We start from the raw sequence: 23,774 nt of genomic DNA on the forward strand, positions 1-23,774 counted from the left end.
GTGAATCTCCAGCGCACCCGCGACTCCGGATGCACGAGCAGGTGCGGTTCGGCGGCCCGAGCCTGGTCACGGCACCATCGCGATATGGCCGTGTAGCACCGCGAGGCCGCTATTTGGCAGAAGCGGCTGGTCGTGCCGGCGAATCACCTCGCCGTTGAAAATCTCCGAGCCTTCGAGATTTTCAACGAGCGTGCGGCCGTTGACGGCTTTCTGCGAACGGTCAATCAACTCAGTCCGTTCGGCGAGCAGGGTCCGCAAACCGCCCGCATGGAAAAAGTCCTCCATCAGATCTGCGCCGGTCGGACCAAGGTTCGCCAGCACCGGCGTGTGTCGCGAAATGTCGTCGCAGCGATCGAGTGTCGACTCGATGCCGGCGCGGCGCGCGAGCGATGGCCGAACGAGCGCAGATCGCTCACGCCGTACCAGCGGTGGCTGCGCTATTTCACGCGTTTCCTTCTCTTCCTCAACATCTGCTCCGCGATATCTTTCGCGCCCTTCACTGGACGTGCTCGCGCATTTTCAGCTCGAAGCCGACGTTATCGAGCACGCTCATGGGCGGGAGCTGTGCGGAGCTCTGAAACACCGTGCCGAAGCCGCGCTTCTCCGGCAATTGTATGTCGAACGCCTGCACGCGAAATTCGGCCGGCACGATACCAAGTTCACGCGGGTTGGATGTCCCTGCATGTCACGGTCAGGATCATGTCATGCGTACCCTCGTCGAGCTCTTTCATCACCGCCGCAGTGCCGCCTGGATAGTAAGGAATGCAATCGTTCAGCGGCTTGAGGAAGGCCCACGTCTTGTCCCATTCGTGAATCGGATCCTGCGGATCCTTGTCACCAGGCACATACGGCAAGCCCATCAGGAACGTGCGGCCCGCGCCGGCATTCGCCAGGCGTGCGTAGCTCAGCTTCTCCGGATGTGTCTTGCGCCCTTGCAGTAATTGCGCGGGTGCCTTCGGCGGGTCGTTGACCCTTGGCGGGGGTTGTATTCGAGCAGCGGACTGGCCGGCATATACGCCACTTCGAGACCGTACCCTTGTGCGAGATCCTGCATCTTGCGCGGACCCAGAGCGCATTTGTCGAGCGCACCAGGAAATGCCGCTGCATTCAAGGGCAAACCCGGAGCCGAGCAGGCACTCAGACGACCGCTTGTCAGGCAACTAGCCGCCTCGCACGCCTTGTGTGTTCACATAAAGCGAATAGAGCCCGTGGCTTGCCGCCATAAACAGCCGGTTACGATGCCGCCCGCCGAAGCACACATTCGCGCAGCGTTCAGGCAACGCGATGTGGCCGAGCGGCTCGCCTTCCGCCGTAAAGACGCGTACGCCGTCAAGCTCGTCGGTGCCCATGCCCCAGCCGCACCACAAATTGCCGTGCACGTCGACGCGAAAGCCGTCAGGCGTGCCCGGGCCAGCGTCGATCAGCACCCGGTTGCTGGCCAGCGCGACGCCATTGCCGTTGCCGCCCACATCGAACGCACGAATCTTGCGCGGCTCGCCACGCGATTCGACGATGTACAGAACAGACTCGTCCGGCGAAAACGCCAGGCCGTTGGGTCCCAGCACGTCGTCGGCAACGACGGTAACTTCGCCGCTCTGGCCGTCGACCCGATACACGCATGCCGGCAGCTCGGACTCCTGCCGCTCGCCTTCATAGAAGCCGTCAATACCGAAGGTCGGGTCGCTGAACCAGATCGAACCGTCCGATTTCACGACCACGTCGTTCGGCGAATTGAAGCGCTTGCCGCGATAACGGTCCGCCAGCACGGTGATCGAACCATCGTATTCGGTACGCGTGACGCGCCGCGTCAGATGCTCGCAACTGATGAGGCGCCCCTCGCGGTCGCGTGTATGGCCATTCGCATTGTTCGACGACTGGCGAAACGTCGACACCGTGCCGCCCGGTTCGTCCCACCGCAGCACGCGGTCGTTCGGAATGTCGCTCCACAACAGATAGCGACCGTCGCCGAACCAGACCGGCCCCTCGGACCAGCGCGCGCCCTGATACAGACATTCGATGGAAGCGGAGGCCAGGATCAGCGGCTTGAAGCGCGGATCGAACATACGGATTCGGGGGTCGGGATAACGGAGGCAGTTTTCGTTCATGCTGGCGGTTCAAAGTATGGGTTTGCTTGCGCGAATTCTTACTCCAGCGCGAGCAGCACCCGCGCCGCCGGTCGATCTTCGCATGGTGCTCAGGTGGCCTGGAACGCGTGATCGAAGAATCACAAGCTACCCAGTGCCGCTTTTGTATGACAATAGAGTCTGCCGGTAACATTCGTGCCGTAAATTGACGGCACGAGCGGACAATTTCGGCAATTAGTGCAATTGTGACTGATATTTTGGCAAGGACGGGTAATTAGAAAGGTTTCACAAAAATTCTGCCAATCATCGGCATCGAAAAGCGGCGACGAGAAAATTACCGCAGCAGCGACCGGCAAATGTTAATCCGATCGGAAAAGCCAGGCAAAAGAACAATCCATTCATCGCAAAGCCACAGCCGTAGCCGTTTTGTCAGAATCATTTCTGACTTTGCGAAATAATTTTTAGTGATAGATTGTGCAGACAGAAAACCACCGGACGGAATGCCGACCGCAATTAACCGCAACAGGATGTTTGCGAGCCTGAGAGAGTAAAAAATTGCCGCTACATTTTATCGAGCAGATGGCACCGCTGCTGGACGCCGCCGACGAAGCGGAATGGTTCGGCGCAATCGCGGGCCTCGCCGAGACATGGGGTTTCGACAAGCTGTTGATCGCCATGCTGCCGCGCCCGACCATCCGCCTCGAAGACGCATATGTGCGCAGCACGTACTCGCCCATATGGCGCCGTACTTATGACGAGCAGGGACTGGTTCACATCGATCCGACGGTCTCGCACTGCGCGACGCGCGCCACACCGCTAATCTGGTCGCCGGACATTTTCACCACTGCATCCCAGCAATCCATGTATGAGGAAGCGCGCGCCCACGGATTGCGCGCCGGCGTGACATTGCCGATTCATGGGCCGAACCAGGAAGCCGGCATGATGTGCTTCGTCAATGACAGCAATCCCAGTGACGAGTTCTGGCGTCATATCAACGTGGCATTGCCGAATCTGGTGTTACTGCGCGATCTGGTAATCGACACCAGCCAGCGGCATTTGAATACTCACGCTCAGACCTTGCTGCCCAAGTTGACGCCGCGTGAGCGCGAATGCCTGAAATGGACCGCACGCGGCAAATCCACCTGGGAAATCTCTCACATCCTGAACTGTTCGGAAGCCGTGGTGAACTTCCACATGAAGAACATCAGGACGAAATTCGGTGTGAATTCGCGGCGTGCGGCAGCCGTGATTGCAACGCAACTCGGGCTTATTGACCCGGGTTGAGCAAGGCGGCGTCGCGGCTGTAGAGCACTCGCTCGGCGCGGCCCAGATCGGCGTCGGAAACAGTTTTGGTGAAGTACAGGCCAAGCAGAATTGCGACCGGCGCCGGGATTTCGGCACCTGATTCGAAACGGCTCCCACGCGACTGCGTTACGCCGAAGCGAGCCCAGAAGCGGCGCTGGCTCTCTTTTTTCTTTTTGCGGTATGCAATGATCAGAACGCGATCCACTGCCGTGGAGGGCTCCGCCGGGCGGCCCTGGAGGCCGGTTTGCGGTTGCCAATGATTTTCGAGAAGTTCCATTTTCGTGTCCTGTCGGTTGAGGGCAGTGCTTGTCTCGAATTCTGCTTTACCCGATAAGCATGCGCACCTATCCAGGTAGGTAGGTGGCGGAACGATTCAAAATGCATAAGTTTTCTTGCGTATTGGGTACCCCAACACGTTCAGGAGAACGTCATGCAAACAGCAATCCGGATTGGAATGCGTCAGGAATTCGACAACGCGGACATTAACGAGATGTACAGGCTGAGGGCCCGGGTTTTCCACGGGCGGCTCGGATGGGATATTCCGACCATCGCCGGCATGGAGATCGACGGCTACGACGCGCTCGGGCCGCACTACATGCTGATCCAGGCCGACGGTGGGCAAGTGCGCGGCTGTTGGCGCCTGATGCCGACTGAAGGCCCGAACATGCTGAAGGACACTTTCCCGCAATTGCTGCACGGCGCGGCGGCGCCGGTTGGGCGGCACATCTGGGAATTGAGCCGGTTCGCGATCGAGACCGGCGGCGAGGAGCAGTCGTTCGGCTTCGCCGACCTGACGATGCAGGCCATTCACGAACTGGTGACGTTCGCCGACCAGATGGGCATCACGCGTTATGTCACGGTGACCACCACGCCGATCGAGCGGCTGCTACGCAAGACCGGTATCGAGATCAGCCGGCTCGGGTCACCATTGCAGATCGGCGTGGAGCGAGCCGTGGCACTGGATATCGCGGTGAGCCCGAAGACTCGCACCGCGCTGTTCGGACCGATGGCCGCGGCTGCGTAGCCGCCGCCTGGCCGTTTTGTTTCGCCGCCCGCTCGCTGCCGCGAGCGGGCGGTTTCGGCGCCGTGCCGTTCTGCGGTTGCACGAGCCGCTGCCGCCCCACCGTCTTGACCAGCGAAAGATTGCGCGACAAGTTCATGCTGAACAGGATCTGCTCTTCGATAAACGACATGGCCGTGATGAAAAACGGGTTCTTCGACGCGCGCGCCGCCGCGAGGTGGAACATGAAATCGTCCTGCGCGCCGCCGCCTTGGGTTTCGATGATTCGCTCCAGCTGATCCCACGCATGCTGGATCGCGGCAATGTCCGCGCTTCGCGCACCGTCGGCCGTGAGGTCGCGAAACGTTCGGCCGGCGCATGCCCGGTCGGCAGGCGCTTACCTTGTACTCGCCTTCGACAATGCAGTTAAGGATGTCGCCGTAGATTTTGTCGGGCAAGCCCGTCGTTTTGCGCTCATTCATCAGCGCGGCTGGAGTTGCTTGTCTGGGCAGGCTCCTTGCAAGGCAAATCCGGCACTGGTCTGATGACACATATGCGTGCCGAATTGGAGCAAAGCCGCTCATGCTTGCTCCCCAGCGCTTATCGGGCAAGATGCTCTGCCGCGAAATTTGACAGGAACTTGATTTACATCCAAGTTGGGCAAATGTTGTTCAGCGACCATTTGCGCTTGCATTGCCAATAAAGTGTGCCCGGCCATTCGAAACGGCTGCGGCATCCAGTTTCTTCAGACGCGGAGTCGAAATGTACACACGCATTCTTGTAGCGGTCGACGGCAGCAATACCTCGCGCCGTGCATTCGAAGCGGCGCTTGCGCTCGCCAAATCCAACGGCGCGGTCCTGCAGCCGTTCTATGTCGTCGAGAACACGCCGCTTTATTTCGAAGCGCCCGGCTACGACCCATCGGTATTGCGTAACCGCCTCGTCGAAGAAGGCAAGGAACTCGGCGCTGAATTCGCCAAGGCCATGCTCGACCAGGGCGTGAAGGGCGAACTCGCGATAGGCGAGGCATCGTCGCTCGACGACGTTTCAGCGGTAGTGCTCAAGGCCGCCGCCGATTTCAAAGCCGACTTGCTGGTCATGGGCACGCACGGACGGCGTGGTGTACAGCGTCTGATCCTCGGCAGTGTCGCCGAGCGCTGCGTGCGGCAGGCGAGCTTGCCCGTGCTCCTCGTACCATCCGCCGCAGCGAAGACCGGCGAAGCGGACTGAACGCGCCGGCGCACCGTGCGCGCCGCGTGTTCGCTGCCCGTGCGCCGGATCTGTAAAGCGCGACATTCTGCAAAAAACGTGAGCAGGCATGGCCTGCCCACCATGAATAGCAGTTCACCCGGAATCACCGCCAGCGATATCGATCAAGATACCTAACTGCTCGACGCGTCATTTTGTCGCTAAGCGCGCGGTGTGGCCGGTGGGACAATCCCTCATTACCTGACCATTGGCTGCAGAACATGCTCACTCCTACTGCTGTTACGCGCACCGACGGAACTCCCGAATCCGCCACATCCGCTGCAAATGCATTGCCGGCACGCGGCGGCCGCCGTACGGCGGCGTCACGGGCAAGCACGCGCACCGCTGCCCGCTGTTCGAGTTGCGCCATGCGGCAGCTGTGCATGCCTCACGGCCTCTCGCCGGACGAACTGGGCAAGCTCGAAACGCTCATTTGCTCCGCGCGCTCCGTGCCGCGCGGCGAAGCGCTATATCGCAGCGGCGACCGCTTCGACAATATTTACGCGGTGCGTTCCGGTTCGATGAAAACCGTCATGGCGCACCGTGGCGGCCGCGAGCAGGTCACGGGTCTGCGGCTCGCCGGCGAAGCGCTCGGCCTGGACGGCATCAGCAATGACCTGCACGCCTGCAGCGCCGTCGCTCTCGAAGACAGCACCGTGTGCATCGTGCCCTACACCGCGCTCAAGTCGCTGTGCCGCGAAATCAGTTCGATGCAGGAGCGCATGCATAAACTGCTGGGCGAGCAGATCGTCCGGGAGGCCGCGCAGATGATGGTGCTCGGCTCGCTCTCGGCGGACGAACGAGTCGCGGCATTCCTGCTCGATGTGTCGGAACGCAATGCACAACGGGGGTATTCATCGGCGGAATTCAATCTGCGCATGACACGCGAAGACATGGGCAGCTACCTCGGCATGACGCTCGAGACCGTGAGCCGCACCCTGTCAAGATTTCAAAAGCGCGGCCTGATCGACACACAGGGCAAGCACATCCGGATCGTCGATCTGGAAGGCCTGCGGCAAGTCTAGGTCGCCCGCGGGAGCGCCGCCGGCGCCGCCCGCCCATCGTTTTTAACGCGTTTTCGTCTTGGCACGGCTCCTGCGAGCGGGTACAGTCTTTAGTCCCGTCCCCCGCAAGGAGACCCGGCGAAATGAATCGCGATCCCTCCCCGCATCACCCGCTCGTCCAGCGCCTGATCGAAGCGCGTCAAGTGACCGACGCGCTGTTTTCCATCGTCAAACCCGAGTTTCTGTATGAACGGCCGATCCGCGAGCGCCACCGGATCGTGTTTTACATCGGTCACCTGGAAGCTTTCGATCGTAATCTTTTCGATCAGCGCATGTGCGACCTGCCAGCGTTCGATCCGGCTCTCGATCGGCTTTTTGCGTTCGGTATCGACCCTGTCGACGGCGGTTTTCCGACCGACAAGCCCAGCGACTGGCCGTCGCTCGACACCGTTCGCAGCTATGCGTTGCGCGCCCGCGAGCAGATCGACCGCGAACTCGATGCGCTGACACAGGCCGCGCAACTCGGCCGCGACGGCGCACAAGCCGAGGCCTCCGGGCAATTGCTGAACGTCGCAATCGAGCATCGGTTAATGCATGCCGAGACGCTGGCGTACATGCTCCATCAGTTGCCTCTCGCGGAAAAAGTCGCCGAACTGCGCGAGCCCGTCGTGACGCGTACCGGACAACGCGACATGTTGTCGTCGATGGTCAGCGTGCCGGCCGGCACGACTATACTCGGCATGTCGCGCGACGGCGGCAGCTTCGGTTGGGACAACGAGTTCGGCGAGATACAGGTGGACGTGCCCGCCTTCGAGATGGATCGCTACATGGTGACGAACGGCGCGTTTCGCGAGTTTATCGAGGCAGGCGGCTATCGCGAGCCGAAGTGGTGGTCGGAGAAGGATTGGGCCTGGAAGGAAGCCGAGCATATCGAGCATCCCGCCTGCTGGTCGCGGCGCGGCGCAAGCAGCGAAAACGGCGAAGGCAGTGCATGGATGCTGCGCACCATGTTCGACGAAGTCCCGCTGCCGCTCGACTGGCCCGCCTACGTGAGTCACGCCGAAGCCAGCGCCTACGCGCGCTGGGCTGGCAAAGCGTTACCCACCGAGGCGCAATGGCAACGTGCGGCACACGGCACACCGCACGCTGCGTCGGGTAATTTCGATTTTCGGAGCTGGAACCCGCAACCGGTGGACGCGTATCCGGAGAACGTCAGCGCATTCGGGGTGGAAGGTCAATTCGGCAATGGCTGGGAGTGGACTTCGACGGTGTTCGACGCGCTGCCCGGCTTCGAGGCCTTTGAATTCTATCCCGGCTATTCCGCCAACTTTTTCGACGGCCAGCATTATGTGATCAAAGGCGGCTCGGCGCGCACCGCGCAGTGCATGTTGCGGCCGGCTTTCCGAAACTGGTTTCAGCCGCATTATCAGTACGTGTACGCGGGGTTTCGGTGCGTGAGGAATCTGACAAATAAGGCATAAGTTGATCATCAAAGCGGCCCTTATGCTTTATTGCAAACAGTAGCGAACTTATGCTTTATTCCTATCGAAAGCAAATTTTGAGGTACCCAAAAAACACGCGCGTTGTGTAGGGACAAGTACTAACTCCGTTGGCTACAGTCTACCTCGTATGACAAGGTCGAGTATGCGCCTGCTTTCTGTGCCCGTCCTGAAGTGTCGCCCTGTCTTTGAGCGCGCAATGCACTCTGTCAACCCGCCGCCAGTTGCCTCAACTTCTCTCCTGATCTCGTGCAGCGTTTGCACGAGCGACTGCCTACGTGCGCGACGCCTACTGGCTTCCTCAAATTCTTTTTTTCCCCGCATCGTTGCGGCCAGTTCCGGGATTGCTACCTCTATTTCCCGCGGAGTGACGCGCAACGTCCGTGCGAGTTCATATACCGATATTCCGGGCATCTTGTTCGCTGCCTGTCGACAGGCGGCAGCGAGCTCACTATTGCGGGTCGCCTTGCGGCGCGCCAGAGGGACGAGGTCAGATGGCTGATAAGCGCGCTCAATTATTCCGTCAAGCAGACCTACCAGACTCGCGCCTGTTGTCACGCATATCGTCATCAGCAAATCGACGGAGAGCCTTGATCGGCGGCCCAGATGGTATAACTGATTTACATCCATTCTAAAAAACCGTGACGCGGCCAGTACGCTGCCGAAGTCATCAGCGAGGTGACACAAGACGGCCTCGGCAGCGACGCTACGATCAAACTTCTTGCCACCCGATATCGCCGCGACGAGCCCGGCCATCTGCGAGGCGACTATGACCTTGTTTCCGGATGCCCGTCTTGCAGGGCGTTGGTGACATCCATATGAAACCGACCCGCACCACGGACATACCCCGAATAAATCCGGTGCGTTTGCAACGCCGTACACCGTCGGGTTGAGACACGAGCAGGACATCAACTCGACGGCATGGACTGGACAGGCATCGACTATGGCAATATCCCATAGTACCCGGCCCCACGCATCAGGAAAGGGAGACTCCTCGATGCACGCAGGGCAATAACGTCCGGCGCCATCTATCCCTCCGATCGATAAAGCGAAGTCATTGCGAAACGGTAGCAGTGCGCATTGATGCAGTCCTGCGCACCCCGTTGCCAGAGTGAGGGCTTCAGCCTCTTTCTCAGGGCTGTTAAATGGATCGCGCCATCCGCTACCAGCCGGATAAATTTCGGAAAGATATGATTTCAGCTTTGCATAACGTACGCAATGCTGGAACGCGAGGCGACGCATAAAGCTTCCGACGCTTTCGCAGCTCCATGAACCAATACCAATTGCCTTCAACGGGTAAAGGATGGTTCCCACAATTGGCCCATCCACCTTGTCTTTCACGGTACGCACCTTCGTCACCATGGCACCTAGCCATAACGAATCGAAGACTCTACAACTTCAAGATATCTCGCGACGCGCTCTGGAAGCACTCCAGTGATCGTGCTGGTCGTCGAGGACGACTAAAAAAAACCCGGCCGGGCAATTTGAACGACTAGTTCGCCATGTCCCGTCGGCGCAACCAACGCATTTCGACGTTGCCATTTCGCTATACCAGGGCGTCGGGGTGCCCAGGTTCGTCGCTTTGCGCCGCCTGCGCCCGCCTGAAAGGCTCTTCAAAGCGTGAGCCTCGGCTTACACAAATTCCCGATTCGAGCCACACATTGCGTAACGTAACCGACTTGCCTGCCTTCTTCAGACTCCGCGCTGTTGACTCAATCGATGCTTGTGCCTCAAGTCTGCGCGCTGCCGTCTTGGCGCTTCTCGCCGAACGCCAACGCGCTGTGAGCATCGCCGCCTCTTCCGGCAGACGTTTAGAGATGGTTGAACTGCTGCAACCTATATAAGCCGCGACAGCCGTCACCGAAGGATATTGCAGGACAGTGAGCGCTGAGTCTATCTGCTCGCGCAACTCATCAAGAGATGTGACCGGCGTTCGGCGCGCGTGAGGCTTATAGCGAAAATCTGCCCCCTCCGAGCATTGCGCCAGGCCCCGCAACACATCAACGACATTTACACCGCATGCCGCGCAAAGCGCGAGTAGAGGAGCGTACTTGATAGGCCTGACTCCGTGAATCCAATCGTATAGCCTGGCTTTGTTGAACCCACATACTGCAGCTGCGCGAAATGGGGAGCCATCGCCTATCTGGGTCGCGAGCTCCCGGATACGCTCAGGCGCCAACGGCGCGTCGAACTTCTCGCCACCCGAGACCGCAGAAATGAGCATCGCTGACTGACGCGCCACCCACTGTTCTGCGACCGTCACGCCTACGTGGGATACCGCCTGGCAGGCGTAGGCGATCGCACCACACTCGGTGCAGACACCGGGCATGTGAACTCTATGCCACCTCGGACGGCGTTGGGGTGTCTCCCGTCCACATTCAGAATTGACCAGTCGCACCGCGTGAACCGGACAGCAATTGACTGCTTTCAGATCCCAAAGAAGGGGACGGTGCAGTTGCGCAAACTCTGCGGCTCCGTAGCACAGCGGACAGTGGCGAAGACGGAGAGAGGACATGCCCGCCAAATCTATGACACCATCAAGAGAAGCTAGCGAAAGCCGACCGACCGCCTGAATTCCGGTCGCTCCGACGAGGGCGTCGCGGAGTGCCAGCGTGCGTTGCTTCGCAAAGACATCCACCGCGCGGTCTTTCATCCACGTCGAAAAATGACGCCAGATTTTGAAATCGTTTGCGGAATACCGCGCCAGTCCCATGTTGACCAGATCATCGACGCTAACGCAGTGCGCCAAAGCCAACCTGCAAAGGTAACTCACCAGACCTTCGCAATCTCCCGTCCCTACCCCGATCGGCAGAAGCCCATAAAACAACGGAACCGGTTCTCGCGCCAGCGGTAGACTGGAACGCAAGTCTTCGGACAGGGCAGACTGCATCGTATCTGCGTTCAATTCATCCTCCCGCCACGAGCTTTTCCATTTCCGCAACACGATCCGGATCAATGGCGGACTCATCAAAATTTTCTCTTATCAGCATGGCTTCACCGTCCTCGACTTCTTTCCGGATCTTTTTGATCGAGTGTTTCTTCTTGAGTGCAAGTGCTATGAAACCTTCCTTCCAATTTCCCGCGTTCTCAAGCTGGCAAATCAGACATCGGGTCAGAAACTCCTTCAGCAATCCGACGATGCCCAACGTCGCCGTCAACAAGTCATCTGCTACCAGTTCAAATCGCGGCACCTGCTCCAACGGCCAGCGTTCCATCAGTTTTCTTATAATTTTTTTGTACTCGTCCACGTCGGCTTTAGTCTGAACCTTATCCGGTCGATCATTCCGGTACCGGCCGAGATAAACCAGATCGCCTCGTCGCACCACCTGGCCATAGTTGTCCACCATGCCGAACAGCTCATAAGGCCCGATCAACAGAATCTGGGCTGAAATGGCGTCCGACAGGTCCTTCACCGAGTCCAGGGCTTTATCATGATCACCGTATCGCAGGATATGGAGAATCTCGTCAACGACGAGTAGCCGCGTGTCACGGTTTTTCAGCATTTGGCATACCGAAGTTTGCAAAGCCGGGAGGTCGGCCCGACCACTCGAGCCGATCAGCCGGTTGTCCCGGACGCCCCATGAGCGCTTCGCGTCAATCATCGGTTCCTGACCTGCCTCCAGGATTTTCCTGAAAAAGCCACCCCAGGATACTTTTGCGGCGCCAAAAGCGGGCGCTCTCACATAGATATATGGCTGGTGACCGGCCTCAGTTGAGTTCATCCGGGAACCAACTGTCTCGGCGAGCGCCGTCTTACCCCCTCCGGTTGGTCCGAAAAGTGTAATTATTCCGGTATCGGTGCACGGCCCCAACAGATCCGCTAGCTTCTTTTCTGCACCGTCACGAAGACGATGCTTTACTCTCAGCGAATAAAAGTAGCGAACTTTCTCCGTATCGGGGAGCGCGAGGACCTGCTCACGACTCAGACTGCTATACCTCAGCCTCTCTTCGTACGTGATCCCGCGTGTTGTTTTAGAGAAGTCCAGCTTCATCTGGCTCGCTCCATTCGGAAGTGTTCGGATCAGACAGCGTGGCGAGTTCGGCAGCCGCTTCTCCATCAGTTCGCGCGATCGCCGCATCGGACGCCATGTCGACTGAGGAACCAGGCCCAGCGGCTGGACTGCAAGCCGGTTCCCGACGCGGTACCATGCCAAGATCAATGGCTCTTGCAGTTCCCATCCCGAGCGCCTTATAAAGCTCTGATTCGCTCTTCTGCTTCTTTGCAGTGGTCTCGTCAAAGCTGATAGGGGTTCTTACCTGCCCAAGACGCACCGCCCGTGATGTCGTATGGCGGTCACGCTCTGCAGCAAGGCGGTTGAAATTCCGCTCCATGCGCTTCGCGTACTCCACTTCGTAGCGCGTTCGCCCCCAGTAGGGGTCGAGATCACGCGCGAGGGCCGTCACCCAGCAGTGACCAATATAGACATAGATGACGTTCGCCAGCCACGGCTCGTATCGGACCGGACACTGCTTCCCGCCGATCTTTGCAAATTCCGGATGCCAATAAAACATGCCGCTCTCCCACACACCCCGTTGCGCATGAACCTTGTGCTCGCTGCGTGGTGGCGAAGGCGCCGTGAGCAGAAGCAGATTCTCGTCGAATTCAACCCGGATATGATCCCGTCGGCCCGTCTGTTCGAGTCTGGCCTGCTCGTAGTCACACTGCGTCATCCCCAGCGCCGGATGAACGTGCCGGCGATACCTGAAGTCGAAAAGAAAGGAGTCCGTCGCGCGGTACATCTGGGGAAACGTCCAGACAGCGCGGCGCGTGGGATCAACTGACCTGGTGACGGTACGAGCTTCCTTCAACTGGATCGAACAGCCTTCCAGACCGGACAGGAATTCTTCCTCGGTCAGACCGAATAGTCGCTCAATGTCTTTGCCGCCTCGCGGTCGACCAGTTGCCCGATAACGCACATCAATGTTATGGAGCTTGAAGAACTGCGCAACCGCGTGCGAGCGCATGTCGGCGCCGCCATCGAGAACCACAATCCGCGGCAGGCGCCTCCAGCGGCGCACATAGTCGCGCAGTGTCATGAGCACCGACAGCGCGGATGGTGGACGATATGAGAGATAGAACGCACGCGCACAGGTTACGTTACCGTCCACTGCCGCAGAGAGCCAGAGCTTTCCCCAGTCCTGTCCGTCAGGACCCTTCGTAAAGAGATTAGGTTCGGTGTGGTCGATGTAGCAGACCTCGTGGGGCGCCACGCCGTCCACCGGCTCCCGTGCGTCCAGGATCAAGGGAATCGCCCCGTCCCGGTACGCAACACGTTTGCCGAACCGGGCATTTGGGTCCTCGTATGCCTTGACCCGCTGGCACAGTGTGGGATAAGACATGGGCACGACATTCTGTTTAATGCATTCCTCGCAGTAGCTGTCGTAAGTCTTCTTGGCATTGCCGGCCGATGCCGTGTTATGAACGGTCTCAATCGTCGTCTTTGCAAGCAACTCGACGAGTGGTGAAAGCCGGGGCAACCGGTTGCCTTTTTCTGCGTGATGCGGCGCGAGCTCGAGCAGGACATCCTGTACAAAGGTGCAATCGCGTATTGCCTGCCTGGCCCTGCCCAGAGTCGCATCGGAGTACTGGTCGGCCCCTTCGTTCAGGACCACCGCCTTATACTTCTTTATTCCTTCCTTGAGCTCCGTCCTGCTTAGGGATGCTATGGCGCGCCGTTTCTCGTTGTTAAGGAGCGCAACGCGCTCTTCATCCGTTGCGCGCTCGGCCAGCAACTGCCTTGCGGTCTCCGTGGGGAGGGTCATTCTCCCTCCCGCGCCCGAAGTGAGAAGCACCTCCGCGTCCGGTCCTGTCGAGCCCAGAATAACGGTCCACTCCTCTCCTCCATATTGCAGTCGGGTGCCGATTGGGCATGCAGCAAGCCCAGGAACGGGCAACGGCTCACACAGGAGGCCGCCCCGACGAATGAGCCGATCGGCCTCGGCAAGCTCAGCATCGCGGTGCATCAGCAGATCGGCGGGATTACCGATACTGTCGTTATTCAGATCAACGAACAGCACGCCCTGCACGATCGCCGACAGCAGTACATCCGCTTCGAATCCCTCATGCTTGATCATGTCATCGTAAGTGACCGGACCCTTCTCTACGCATTGCCTTAGCCGCTCTGCCGTATCCGACGAGAGAATGGGTGTTCTTGGATCGTAAAAATCCCGCAGATAACGGATATTCTCGAGAAACCGTCGTGGAATCTCCCGGTTTGTCCTCAGTCGATGCGCAATTCCAAGTGACCCGCAATATTGCTCGCACGCGCGGTCATGCCAGCGATCGGATTCATCCCGCCAGAAGCGGCTCACCTTTTTCCATCGATCGTCGTCTTTTTTCTGCATCTGGAAGAGTAGCGTCTCCTCTTTCCAGTCCTCGAAGCGGGGCGCACCATCTCCCAGTATCAGAAAATCGAACCAGTGCTGCGACTTGTTTGCGACACTCCCATCCTCCCGCTGGGTAATTGCAGTGAAAGAATGCGCATTTGCATAGTATTCCTGAATTTTGTCGTCAAATTCGTACCACATGGCCGCACTGGCGTGTAGCGTCCTACTCTGTACGGTGACGCCCTGCTGCATTTTTGCGGAACGAATCGTCACGACCGTTCGGGTACCCTGATGATTGAACGGGTTGAAGTCTGACTGACCGCGCCGGATCTTTTCGACCAGTTCGCGCGTGGCATCCGGCATCGAATGGCCTGCCAGATACTCAGTTACTTCCAGTTGACCGAACATTCAGGCACCTGTAATCCATGCACCGTGGTTGCAACACACTGGCGATTGACGGCGGCTTGATACTTTCATCCTGATCAACGCTGTTGCGCTCGCCATCCGTCACACGCCTGACACATCCTGCAATAGCAGCTCATATGCACGCTGTTCCAAAGGTCGGAAGCCGGGCGTTCTCGGTCAGCCTGCCAGCAGAGATGACGATCTCGTTACCCGCTCATCGCGCCTTCGAGGACGATTGACGCTGAGCCGTAAGCGAGCTTTCGCCTTCGGTCTGCAGGAATTCGCAAAAACTTCGATGTTGTTGAGATCCATCCAGTCACGGCTAACCGGCCACCAGGCGCCACTCCATCGGTGGCGTCGATCCCTGACGAATGGCAAGGAGCAGTGACGGTGAAACAGCTTCAATAAGAGCCGGGACGGATGATCTCCGCCCGGTTCGCAGCGGAAAACCCGCCATGGGCATGGCCAGCGACCTCGCTCATTCATGGCGACTTTCGCCGTACCGCAACCCTTGCCGCCGATCTTCACTGACTCCATTTGTACGCCTCCCGCCGCGTCCTGTTCGACCGGGCGCGTCGGCTCCCGACGACCTCCCGCAACTCGACTTCCAGTCCCGCGAGTTACCGCAATCACGCGGGCACTGCCTGGGACAATCATAGGTCGCCTGCCTAGGAATAAGGCATAACCACCCGTGATGCGGACCCTTGGTCGACGTCATGGGTGGCGGTTGACAGTCCGTGCACGGCTGGCTGGATAACACGGGCACGTAAACGGTTTTTGGGTACAAAAACGTGGTCGCAGGAGAAGACCGAAATGCCGATATACGCCGCACAAAGGATTGGGGAGCAGCTTGGCAGAATACTATTAATATTGAAACCTTCGCCTGTGGTATTTCGTGTAGATTGCCGGCACGCGCAACCGTGATGTTCGATTGCGAACATCACGCGTTTCCCATAACAGTTACCGGTAACATTTAGTTAGGTACTCAACTACACTATGTGAAGGATTTTCAGACCCGGCGCGTCGTGGCGGCACCGCGCGCAAAATACCGCCTCATCTCGCACGATAATTAAAGTTATCACGTTGTACGGTTTTAATTACCCAACGGGCAATCCTTTCATTACGGGCATTCTGTATTGAAATGCGGTAATTCGCCATAAAGCCGGATTTGCTTGCATAATCGGCCCATGGGACGCCAGCCACTTCATTCCGAGCAGTCTGTCCGGGCCGCCGCACTCGCGATGCTGGCCGAGAACAGTCATGGCGCACCCGTCTCGCCCGCGCTGTTCCGGCGTGTGCTGTCCGCCCGCAGGCTGCGCGAGCGCATGGGCGGAGGCGGCGATCTGGGCACCTTCTCGCGCATCCTCAATTCGGTCGAAGCGGAAGTCACGCGCGAGGCGGTTGCGCGCGACACGATCCCCGACCTGCCGGAAAACGTCGCGAACCTGATGCGCGCGGTCTGGCGGGCGGCGCTTGATGCGCAGACCGGCGAGATCGGGCGTATCAGGAAGGAAGCCGAACACGCTGTGGCCGGCGCGGAAGAAAGCCGGGACGAGGCGAACGCCGTGGTGACCATGCTAAAAACGGAACTGGAAGATCTGCGCGGGGATCTCGCGGCGCGTGACGAAACGATTGGCAGGCTACGCGCGGAACTGGCCGAAACCACCCGGCAACTGGCGAATGGCGACACGGCACGCGAGCAGCTGTCCGGCCGGCTGGCAACCACTCAGCACGAACGTGACACGGACCGTCATACCTTTGAGGAACAGCTCGCCGCCGTGCGAACGCAGTATGACGGCCTCCATCGTCAGTTGCTGGAACAGACGGATGCCCAGCGGCAGGCGTGGATTGATGCGAGACGGGCGTTTGAGCAGCAGTTGCGCGCTGCCGACGAACGGCTCATGGAGGTTCGTGCGGAGCGGCAACGTCTGCTCGACGAGCTCGCCAACCGCAAGCGGCAGCCCGACGGGCGTGACGTCCGCTGACGATTGGTCAGACAGGCATGGACGTCGTGAGGAACAAAGATGGATCTATCAGACATCGTCGACATCATGGCATCGCCGCCGCGACGTCTGCCCGGACAGCTCGACGACACGATCAGTTACCTCGCGTCAGCCATCGGCTGCCCGGTCTATTTACGCTGGACACCCGCGGCCCTTGCCCGTCGATATGGCTCGATGAAAACCGCGAAGGCGGAGCAGCCGGAGGTCTTTGCCCTGCTCCTTAACTGCCATGCGGTAATACAGTTCTGGCAACTGGGCGAGCTCGTTACGCTGCCGGCCGAACTGGCGCCCCCGCCAGGTGCAGTCGTTGAACGGTTGCTGCGCACGCAGCGCTTCCGTTTTCGCCCCACCGACGGTGATCCCTATCCGGCCGCGGACTCCGGCAAGGTTCAGCCGCAGAAGGAGCGGGGGGTCACCGTATCAGCGCCGGAGTCACTCGGGAGCGATCCCTAGTTGAAAAGGACGGGCAGGTTCGCGAACCACGACCGCGCGACCAACAGCCTTGCCGTCCCGGATGACGGTGCCGCCGTCATGGCCTTCCTGGCAGAACGCACCGGCCGATCGCCGCATACGCGGCGCGCCTACGTCGCCGAGATCCGACGGCTGATCGCGTGGTGTCATGCAAACAGGATCTGTGGGCCTCTGTCCGATCTGTCCAGGGCAGAACTCATCCAGTTCGGGAACAGTCTGCCCGGGACTGGGAGCCAGCCCTCTTCCGCGATGGGCATCCTGGGCGCGCGGAGCTGTACCCGGGCGCTGGCTGTCGTACAGAGCATGTACGGCTACCTGCTCGGGACCGGCTATATGACGGTGAATCCAGCCGCAGAACTGGGTCAGCGAGCGACCGATCGCGCGGGTTACCGGCCCAACCGGTTTCTGCCACGTGCTGCGTTAGCTGCCTTTGACCGATGGCTGGATGCGGCAGCAGCCACCACCACTCCGTCGCTCGCGACAGTGCGTCGCGCCGCGATCGTCGCGCTTTACCGGTGGACCGGCGCACGCCTCGACGAACTGGCCCACCACGACAGTTATCCGCGTCTGCGGATCGACGAGGACGGATGGACCATCGAAGTGCTGGGGAAGGGCCGCAAATTGCGCGAGATACCGTTGCCCGACGTGTGCATGCCGTTTGTCAAACGCTATCGCGTCGCACGCGGACTCCCGCCAGTCCCCTCGTCCGCGGAATCGCTCCCGCTCATTCAGGGACGCGGCGGTCGTTCGTTGGGGCGCAGTGGCCTTTACGCCGAAGTGAAGGCGGCGCTGCGCGAGATTTCTTCCACTCTCGCTGCAACGGAATCTGCCAGTCGCAGCGCCCTGCAGATAGCTTCGCCTCACTGGTTACGTCACTCTTATGCGCACACACTGGTGGTCGAACAGGGTGTACCGCTGCCGGTCGTGCAGATGCTGCTCGGGCACGCTTCTGTGCAGACGGCTGCATCGTATGCGAGTACGGATCTCTCCCAAGCCCGACGTTTTGTTGCGCGGAGTTTTACCTTGCCTCAGACAAGTTCATCGTAGGACCGATCTCGCCAAGGCGGAAGCAGATGACGGCCCATCGTTTTCACGGTGAAAAAGTTTCAGCAAACGAGCTGCTTCGCCCATCCGAAATCTTCATCTTCCCCGATAGCCTTGAGCGTCCGGGCAACATCTCGCCGCGGACAGTGATCAACCAGTTTCTGTAGCACGTCGAGGCGGACGTTTCGCAGCATGCTCACGAGATTGACGTTGTCTTCGCGCAGCCGTTCGTCATGCACAGCGCCGGCCAGATATTCCAGAATGGCACGTTCTGTGGCGGCCACCGGCATCCTCACGCTACGAGCGGGCAACGCTGAAATCGCGAACGTCGCCGGCAACGCATCATCGAACAGGTGATCGTACTCGTACGTGAGCAACAGCAACTCTTTCGCCCACGAAGGAAATTCGAAGGGCACGGCGCCCCACAGATTGATCCGGGGGCGTGCGTACAGGTAATGGCGTATGCCGCGCATGTCCAGCGCGGCCTTGCCACTCACATGAAGCCCGGGGATGCGCCTGGCAAAAAAGGCAACTGCGCCCTCCAGCGTTGGTAAATCACCTCTGAGGAGATAGGCATCGTCAGAAAGTCGCCGCAGCCACCCGCCGGCTACCAGATCTAATGCTTCGATCGGCGTCACGCCGTATTCGGCGAGGAAGCGTAGATCGAGCGGCTCGCCGCGTGGAGCGAAATCCATCAGAAACTGGACTAGCCGGGTGATGTCCTCCATGTCGGATTCGACTACCCCGCGACCATTATCGGCTCGCCGTAGTCCTGTGCGTCCAGGCTGAGTGCAAGCTGCAATGGGGCATCGTTGGGAAGGTGATGCTGCAGCCGGGAGCAGGGATGCAGATCACCCTCTTGCGTCCTGTACCAGTAGTCACACACCGACGCATTGATTCGCTGCTGGGTCAGCAAGCCTGTCACGCGTTGCATTCGCGCGGCCGGACGACCTTCGGCGGGTGCCTCCATGACGTACACAGAGAAGCTGTCTGGCGTCAGTTGACTCGCGGTATCGAGAAGCGCCGCCGGGTCGACAACCAGTAACCCGTCGGGCAGCGCGCCGGGCCGGTCCGACTCGGATGCGGGGAAAACCCAGAAACAGATCGTGTCGTCCGTCCAGCCCACGCACCGCCACGGCTGGAATGGCTTCGCGATGGCACGCCGGAAGGCACTCGACTCGGCCCAGTTTGCATCTGTGAACAACATATATCTTCCTTACGATGACACGGGAGGCAGAAATAACGGTAAAGCAACAATTCATGTTGCCTACCAATATAAAGCGATGTTATCAGATCAGCACATTGAAGAGACCATTCCATGTTGAATGACAACATGGAATGGTGACTTTTGACTGCCGTGAACGAGCAGAAAAGCGCAAAGCATCTGGGGCGCGCGTTGGCAGCGGCCCGAGCCGATGCAGAAATGACGCAGGAGCAGGTGGCCGAGCATCTTGGTGTTTTTGTCGAAACCGTAAGCCGCTTTGAGCGCGGCGCGCATTGGCCTACCATCCCGCGTCTACTGGAGCTAGCGGACCTCTACAGGATTCCGGTCTCGACGCTGCTCAGGCGCGCGTCCGACCGGCCAACAGATGTCAGCCTGGAGATCGCTGAGCAGCTCGCGCGGCTCAGCAGCGACGATCGCGCGTGGGTGGGGATGCTGGTCAAGGATCTGTGCAGCCGGTTGCCAGCCGCACAAGAACACAGAGCGGGCAACAAAGGCCGAGCGCGTCAGTAGCGCGACTTTGGTCGTTCACTCCGCAGAGCGCGACCGATGGGGTTTTCCGGTATCGCGACGGCACGCGCAACCCGCATTCTCCAGATTTGCACTGCTTGCCAGCAAGGCGTGGGTCGTCGGTCGTCCTTGCTCGCGGCATACCCGTCCCCAAGCTGCGAAACGACCCGCGTTTCTTGTGTCAGAGATTCGCCTGGACGGCGACAATGAACTTGTCCGGTCGTGCGGCGATCATCCTGGCCGGTAGTGAGGAGTCGCAGGCGGCGTAGCCGCCGGAGACGACGAGCTACCGGCGGCGCCGGTTCGGCGGAGGCTAGGATGGGCTGACTGAATCTAAAAGAAGAAGCGGTCAGCCCCATTGCTTCTGCGTGTGATCGGGCGTACAGAAGGCGGCGGCTAGAATGAACGGCATGGTTTGACCATGAGGTTACCTCCGTAACCGATTCCGACAAGGCTACCGTCGTGATAGATGCGGCCATTGTGCAGAGTACGTCCAAGGCATTGTACGATTCTCCCTGTTGTCTGAACCGCTCACGGCACGCGAACGCTGCATGGTAAATGTTCCATTGCGTATGCAAATAGAATATTGATGTACACCGGCCGTGCGACTCATGATTCTTGCGTCGATGGTAAGTCGTCGTCGTTATAATCCTCTTGATCTAGAAAGCAGAGGTCAAGGCCGCCAAAACCCTGAATTGCTATTCGAGCCGCCAAAAATCTTTGCAACTCGTCCTCTACAGCGCGTGAGAAAAAATGACACTTGATATCCGGGGCAGCATCAAGAACACCAAGCTCAGTTCTAATCCATACGTCGTCTTCGAAGAGCTGATATCTAACGCTATCGACTCTTTTCTTATACGAAAGCATCTAGACGCTTCGGCGGAAGACATGCATGTTGAGATCGACGTTGAGTTCAAGTGCGAAGATCTGCTCGGTGTTAAAGAGGACATGACAGTGTCCTGTACGGACAACGGGTGCGGTCTAGGCGACGATCAACTTAAAGCATTTTTGACGAAAGATACATCTTACAAAGATGATCTTTCCATTTCAGGGATTGGAAGCTGCAAAGGGGCCGGCCGTATTCAATTTTTTCACCACTTCTCCAGCCTTGCTATCACTAGCACCTTCAAAAGAGGCGAGAAATTTCTCAAAAGAGAAATGAAATATTCGGAGCCTACGAAACAAATTGACGCAGAAAACTTCGAACTCAGCTCCGGAAATAAGAATGAAGTAGGAACTTCTATTTCCCTCGATGGTTTCAAGGAAGCTGTGCGCGGCCGGATCGCGCAATGGCAGCCGCTTAGCAATCTTTTTTCCGCTTCCGCACTAAAAAAACAGATGTTGATCGCTTTCCTTCAGCGTCTGGTTAGTCTCGACCGTCGTCTTGGCAATTTCGAAATCAGCTTTGTCACATGTCATTGGAACAATAGTGAGCAACGTGAATTGCTTACCCGTTCCGACTTGCCAGCTATTACGGCAAAACGTGAGGTCAAGGTCGAGGAACGTGATCCAAACACGGGAAATGGCCTTGGCACCTACAAAGACTTTACGCTATATCATTATCAGCTTAATGCTAGTGAGTATGGTCTTCCACGCAACGCAATTGCATTTTGCGCAAAATCTTCGCCGGTGAAGGACATCACGCAGCGTTATCTGCGCACACGAACTCAACAGAACAATCCCGTAGATGGTTACCATCACATCGTCCTGATCGAAAGCGATTACCTCGATCAGCGGGTGAATGAACAGCGCGATGACTTTGAAAATATTCCCCTCGAACTAGCAACCGGCGATCTTTTTTCAGGCGAAAAGCTGTCGTACGCAACAATTTATGATGCGATCGATCCTGTGATTCAGGAAATGGTGGTCCCGGCGGACTGGAATAAAGACGTTGTACTACGCGACGTAACTGACCAGTTCGGCATAAGCGAGGCCATGCTCCAAGATACTTCGACGCGCATTGTCTATGGTGAAACACCACAGGCGGTCGCCGAACGAGTATTGAAAAAATATCAGGAACGAGTAGTTGACGAAACCGCTGCCATTTTTAACCTTAAGGAGGAAATCATCAAGGCAGAGCCGCATTCCGAAGAGTTTCGCACGCTGATCAATGATTTATCGTGGAAATACACGTCATCATTGAAAAATTTTGATATGGCCAATCTGTCCCAACTCATCGTAAGAAGAGCCGCCATTGTTCAAATATTAGATTTAGCTTGCGACAAAAAACTTGCGGTTCAGAATATAGATGATGGTAGTCGTCGCAAGGATGAGCAAATCATTCATAACATATTTTTCCCAATGCGTAAGGATAGCTCGGAGGTCGATGATCATGACATTTGGCTTCTGAGTGAGGAATATCACTATTACGACTATATAGCCTCGGATGTTCCACTTGCCGACATCACATGGGATGGAGCCCAAAAATTATTCGAAAGCGACATCGATGATGAAATCAAGAAAATTCTCGACAAACGCAATTCGGAAAACGGTGGGAAACGACCAGATATAGCGATTTTTAGTAAGGAAGGCTCGGCGATTATCATCGAGTTCAAGGCTCCGGGAATCCACCTGGACGATCATGTGGGTGATCTCGCCGAATATTCACACCTTCTATCGGCCAAATCTGGCGGGAAACTGAAGAAGATATATGGATATCTGATTGGCGATACTGTGAACCCCTTACGCCTATCGGGGTGGACGCCATTCCCGCTGGGGAGCGGGTATTTTCGATCGGATGCTCTTCTTGATCCCAAAACGCGATTTCCGCTCGGTGAGACTTATTTCGAGATACTTTACTTTAGCGATGTAATCGAACGGGCGAGAAAAAGGATTGGCATCTATCGAGAGAAACTTCAGTTGAAGGATCTTCATTAAGATTGCCACCAGATGGTCCCGCATAATTGTGACCATCTATACGACAGGCCTCGCTCCACAAGTGCAAAAGTGAATAAAAAAATTAAGCTTGGCATGATCATCGCGACGATAGCTGCTGCGATGAGCTATGTTTCTACCGCCGTCGATTTTGTTGGTAAAGTTCGAAGCGTTTTTGCGGGGACGACAACAGATTCACATTTCCTCGGTCGGTGGGCTACTCACTGGGAGTACAGTCTGAGCGGAGGCGTTAGCCTCGGTTTCCGAGGTACCAGCGAGTATTTTCAAAATGGAAGGTATAACACCAGCGGGATCATGACAGTTACCGCCCGAGATAGTACGCCCGATCCTGTTCAGGCGGAATACTTGGCAAGTTGGGCCGGAACCTGGTCCGTAGAAGGTAAAGGTATCACGACGACCATGGATGAAATGAAAACCACTCCCTCGACGGTCATAGTCGGGACGAAGGAGTTGTCGGCGAATGAGGTCACACAGATGCTAGGCAGGGATGGGCACTTCCCTAACCTATCAGACCTTTATCCTCATGGTGCAACTGCATACGCGACCATTGTCTCTGTATCCGATCGTGCCTTCTCACTGACAGAAGATGCTGGTCACAAGCAAAAAATAACAATTTTTGGACAACGTGATTAAGAGACCGTTTCAAAAAGACTGCTCCGTACGTCTGAAGATGTTCCAGCAGACGAGGGAGCAACCGAGTTTGAGGAATGCTTCGTGAATGTCGGCGCGACGCTCAAAGCGAATGCGAAGACGACGA

The 23,774-nt window shown here is 57.8% G+C and carries 19 protein-coding genes and 5 pseudogenes; 11 read left to right on the forward strand and 13 right to left on the reverse strand.

Going from position 1 to position 23,774, the window contains the following annotated elements; all coding sequences use genetic code 11:
• Positions 1 to 28: 28 nt before the first annotated feature.
• From NE850_RS22010 to NE850_RS22020, 4 genes and pseudogenes are all read right to left on the reverse strand, one after another.
• Positions 29 to 390 (reverse strand): annotated as a pseudogene (locus NE850_RS22010) (dihydroxy-acid dehydratase); the annotation flags it as partial.
• Between the two features lie 121 nt (positions 391 to 511).
• Positions 512 to 619 (reverse strand): annotated as a pseudogene (locus tag NE850_RS39525) (spermidine/putrescine ABC transporter ATP-binding protein); the annotation flags it as partial.
• Positions 617 to 1,117 (reverse strand): annotated as a pseudogene (locus NE850_RS22015) (ABC transporter substrate-binding protein); the annotation flags it as partial. The pseudogenes NE850_RS39525 and NE850_RS22015, both read right to left, overlap by 3 nt.
• A 43-nt stretch (positions 1,118 to 1,160) precedes the next feature.
• Positions 1,161 to 2,105, reverse strand: a complete 945-nt coding sequence (locus NE850_RS22020) for an SMP-30/gluconolactonase/LRE family protein (protein WP_007178095.1) — start codon at positions 2,103 to 2,105, stop codon at positions 1,161 to 1,163.
• 558 nt (positions 2,106 to 2,663) lie between these two features.
• On the opposite strand from NE850_RS22020, the gene NE850_RS22025 reads away from it, so the two are divergent.
• Entirely contained in the window at positions 2,664 to 3,368 is a 705-nt protein-coding gene (locus tag NE850_RS22025; protein WP_007178096.1) for a LuxR family transcriptional regulator, read from the forward strand.
• Here NE850_RS22025 and NE850_RS22030 read toward each other — a convergent pair.
• Positions 3,352 to 3,666, reverse strand: coding sequence for a hypothetical protein (locus NE850_RS22030; RefSeq protein ID WP_007178097.1), 315 nt, complete (start codon positions 3,664 to 3,666; stop codon positions 3,352 to 3,354). The two genes, NE850_RS22025 and NE850_RS22030, sit on opposite strands and share 17 nt — an antisense overlap.
• Positions 3,667 to 3,819: 153 nt before the next feature.
• Between NE850_RS22030 and NE850_RS22035 the strand changes: the two genes are divergently transcribed.
• The gene (locus NE850_RS22035; protein ID WP_007178098.1) at positions 3,820 to 4,413 is read left to right on the forward strand and encodes an acyl-homoserine-lactone synthase; all 594 of its coding nucleotides are present in this window, start codon (positions 3,820 to 3,822) and stop codon (positions 4,411 to 4,413) included.
• Positions 4,414 to 4,480: 67 nt separating this feature from the next.
• Here the strand turns inward: NE850_RS22035 and NE850_RS22040 are convergent.
• Positions 4,481 to 4,871 (reverse strand): annotated as a pseudogene (locus NE850_RS22040) (FCD domain-containing protein); the annotation flags it as partial.
• Positions 4,872 to 5,151: 280 nt separating this feature from the next.
• On the opposite strand from NE850_RS22040, the gene NE850_RS22045 reads away from it, so the two are divergent.
• The 3 genes from NE850_RS22045 to NE850_RS22055 all read left to right on the forward strand — a co-directional run bounded on the left by NE850_RS22045 (position 5,152) and on the right by NE850_RS22055 (position 8,122).
• Entirely contained in the window at positions 5,152 to 5,619 is a 468-nt protein-coding gene (locus tag NE850_RS22045) for a universal stress protein (protein ID WP_007178100.1), read from the forward strand.
• 239 nt (positions 5,620 to 5,858) lie between these two features.
• Entirely contained in the window at positions 5,859 to 6,662 is an 804-nt protein-coding gene (locus NE850_RS22050) for a helix-turn-helix domain-containing protein (protein WP_232064379.1), read from the forward strand.
• 122 nt (positions 6,663 to 6,784) lie between these two features.
• Complete coding sequence (locus tag NE850_RS22055; RefSeq protein ID WP_310699398.1) at positions 6,785 to 8,122, forward strand: SUMF1/EgtB/PvdO family nonheme iron enzyme; 1,338 nt, start codon at positions 6,785 to 6,787, stop codon at positions 8,120 to 8,122.
• Between the two features lie 132 nt (positions 8,123 to 8,254).
• Here NE850_RS22055 and NE850_RS22060 read toward each other — a convergent pair whose 3' ends face one another.
• From NE850_RS22060 to NE850_RS22075, 4 genes are all read right to left on the reverse strand, one after another.
• Entirely contained in the window at positions 8,255 to 9,481 is a 1,227-nt protein-coding gene (locus NE850_RS22060; RefSeq protein ID WP_310699399.1) for a TniQ family protein, read from the reverse strand.
• A 205-nt stretch (positions 9,482 to 9,686) separates the two neighbouring features.
• On the reverse strand, positions 9,687 to 11,045 hold the full coding sequence (locus NE850_RS22065) for a TniQ family protein (RefSeq protein ID WP_310699400.1): 1,359 nt from the start codon (positions 11,043 to 11,045) through the stop codon (positions 9,687 to 9,689).
• A gap of 1 nt (position 11,046) precedes the next feature.
• The gene (locus NE850_RS22070; protein ID WP_310699401.1) at positions 11,047 to 12,132 is read right to left on the reverse strand and encodes an ATP-binding protein; all 1,086 of its coding nucleotides are present in this window, start codon (positions 12,130 to 12,132) and stop codon (positions 11,047 to 11,049) included.
• On the reverse strand, positions 12,113 to 14,875 hold the full coding sequence (locus NE850_RS22075; protein ID WP_310699402.1) for a transposase family protein: 2,763 nt from the start codon (positions 14,873 to 14,875) through the stop codon (positions 12,113 to 12,115). Before NE850_RS22075 ends, NE850_RS22070 begins: the two co-directional genes overlap by 20 nt.
• A 1,184-nt stretch (positions 14,876 to 16,059) precedes the next feature.
• Between NE850_RS22075 and NE850_RS22080 the strand changes: the two genes are divergently transcribed.
• The 3 genes from NE850_RS22080 to NE850_RS22090 are packed head-to-tail and all read left to right on the forward strand — an operon-like array spanning position 16,060 to position 18,393.
• A complete protein-coding gene (locus tag NE850_RS22080) occupies positions 16,060 to 16,857 on the forward strand; it encodes a DNA-binding protein (RefSeq protein WP_310699403.1) in 798 nt (265 codons plus the stop codon).
• A gap of 39 nt (positions 16,858 to 16,896) precedes the next feature.
• Positions 16,897 to 17,328 carry a hypothetical protein gene (locus tag NE850_RS22085; RefSeq protein WP_310699404.1) on the forward strand — a complete coding sequence of 144 codons (432 nt, stop codon included), beginning with the start codon at positions 16,897 to 16,899 and terminating at the stop codon, positions 17,326 to 17,328.
• On the forward strand, positions 17,329 to 18,393 hold the full coding sequence (locus NE850_RS22090) for a tyrosine-type recombinase/integrase (protein WP_310699405.1): 1,065 nt from the start codon (positions 17,329 to 17,331) through the stop codon (positions 18,391 to 18,393).
• A 59-nt stretch (positions 18,394 to 18,452) separates the two neighbouring features.
• On the opposite strand, the gene NE850_RS22095 is transcribed toward NE850_RS22090, so the two are convergent.
• The gene (locus tag NE850_RS22095; RefSeq protein ID WP_310699406.1) at positions 18,453 to 19,118 is read right to left on the reverse strand and encodes an AbiEi antitoxin N-terminal domain-containing protein; all 666 of its coding nucleotides are present in this window, start codon (positions 19,116 to 19,118) and stop codon (positions 18,453 to 18,455) included.
• Positions 19,119 to 19,129: 11 nt separating this feature from the next.
• Positions 19,130 to 19,597 (reverse strand): hypothetical protein, encoded by a 468-nt coding sequence (locus tag NE850_RS22100; protein WP_310699407.1) that lies wholly within the window; start codon positions 19,595 to 19,597, stop codon positions 19,130 to 19,132.
• A 150-nt stretch (positions 19,598 to 19,747) separates the two neighbouring features.
• Here NE850_RS22100 and NE850_RS22105 point away from each other — a divergent pair, with 150 nt between their 5' ends.
• The 3 genes from NE850_RS22105 to NE850_RS22115 all read left to right on the forward strand — a co-directional run bounded on the left by NE850_RS22105 (position 19,748) and on the right by NE850_RS22115 (position 23,650).
• Positions 19,748 to 20,125, forward strand: coding sequence for a helix-turn-helix transcriptional regulator (locus tag NE850_RS22105; protein ID WP_310699410.1), 378 nt, complete (start codon positions 19,748 to 19,750; stop codon positions 20,123 to 20,125).
• A gap of 750 nt (positions 20,126 to 20,875) precedes the next feature.
• Entirely contained in the window at positions 20,876 to 22,999 is a 2,124-nt protein-coding gene (locus NE850_RS22110) for a hypothetical protein (protein ID WP_310699408.1), read from the forward strand.
• A 69-nt stretch (positions 23,000 to 23,068) separates the two neighbouring features.
• A complete protein-coding gene (locus tag NE850_RS22115) occupies positions 23,069 to 23,650 on the forward strand; it encodes a hypothetical protein (RefSeq protein ID WP_310699409.1) in 582 nt (193 codons plus the stop codon).
• A 9-nt stretch (positions 23,651 to 23,659) separates the two neighbouring features.
• On the opposite strand, the pseudogene NE850_RS22120 reads toward NE850_RS22115, so the two are convergent.
• Positions 23,660 to 23,774: pseudogene (locus tag NE850_RS22120) on the reverse strand (IS5/IS1182 family transposase); the annotation flags it as partial.

It is taken from the genome of Paraburkholderia sp. USG1, from assembly GCF_031570135.1.
In the GTDB taxonomy this organism is placed as follows: Bacteria; Pseudomonadota; Gammaproteobacteria; order Burkholderiales; family Burkholderiaceae; genus Paraburkholderia; species Paraburkholderia dioscoreae.

What these genes read in the sequence shown, in the direction of transcription:
- NE850_RS22020 (WP_007178095.1), bottom strand. Translation starts at nt 2,105, where the DNA reads ATGAACGAAAACTGCCTCCGTTATCCCGACCCCCGAATCCGTATGTTC.
- NE850_RS22025 (WP_007178096.1), top strand. Translation starts at nt 2,664, where the DNA reads ATGGCACCGCTGCTGGACGCCGCCGACGAAGCGGAATGGTTCGGCGCA.
- NE850_RS22030 (WP_007178097.1), bottom strand. Translation starts at nt 3,666, where the DNA reads ATGGAACTTCTCGAAAATCATTGGCAACCGCAAACCGGCCTCCAGGGC.
- NE850_RS22035 (WP_007178098.1), top strand. Translation starts at nt 3,820, where the DNA reads ATGCAAACAGCAATCCGGATTGGAATGCGTCAGGAATTCGACAACGCG.
- NE850_RS22045 (WP_007178100.1), top strand. Translation starts at nt 5,152, where the DNA reads ATGTACACACGCATTCTTGTAGCGGTCGACGGCAGCAATACCTCGCGC.
- NE850_RS22050 (WP_232064379.1), top strand. Translation starts at nt 5,859, where the DNA reads ATGCTCACTCCTACTGCTGTTACGCGCACCGACGGAACTCCCGAATCC.
- NE850_RS22055 (WP_310699398.1), top strand. Translation starts at nt 6,785, where the DNA reads ATGAATCGCGATCCCTCCCCGCATCACCCGCTCGTCCAGCGCCTGATC.
- NE850_RS22070 (WP_310699401.1), bottom strand. Translation starts at nt 12,132, where the DNA reads ATGAAGCTGGACTTCTCTAAAACAACACGCGGGATCACGTACGAAGAG.
- NE850_RS22075 (WP_310699402.1), bottom strand. Translation starts at nt 14,875, where the DNA reads ATGTTCGGTCAACTGGAAGTAACTGAGTATCTGGCAGGCCATTCGATG.
- NE850_RS22080 (WP_310699403.1), top strand. Translation starts at nt 16,060, where the DNA reads ATGGGACGCCAGCCACTTCATTCCGAGCAGTCTGTCCGGGCCGCCGCA.
- NE850_RS22085 (WP_310699404.1), top strand. Translation starts at nt 16,897, where the DNA reads ATGGATCTATCAGACATCGTCGACATCATGGCATCGCCGCCGCGACGT.
- NE850_RS22095 (WP_310699406.1), bottom strand. Translation starts at nt 19,118, where the DNA reads ATGGAGGACATCACCCGGCTAGTCCAGTTTCTGATGGATTTCGCTCCA.
- NE850_RS22100 (WP_310699407.1), bottom strand. Translation starts at nt 19,597, where the DNA reads ATGTTGTTCACAGATGCAAACTGGGCCGAGTCGAGTGCCTTCCGGCGT.
- NE850_RS22110 (WP_310699408.1), top strand. Translation starts at nt 20,876, where the DNA reads ATGACACTTGATATCCGGGGCAGCATCAAGAACACCAAGCTCAGTTCT.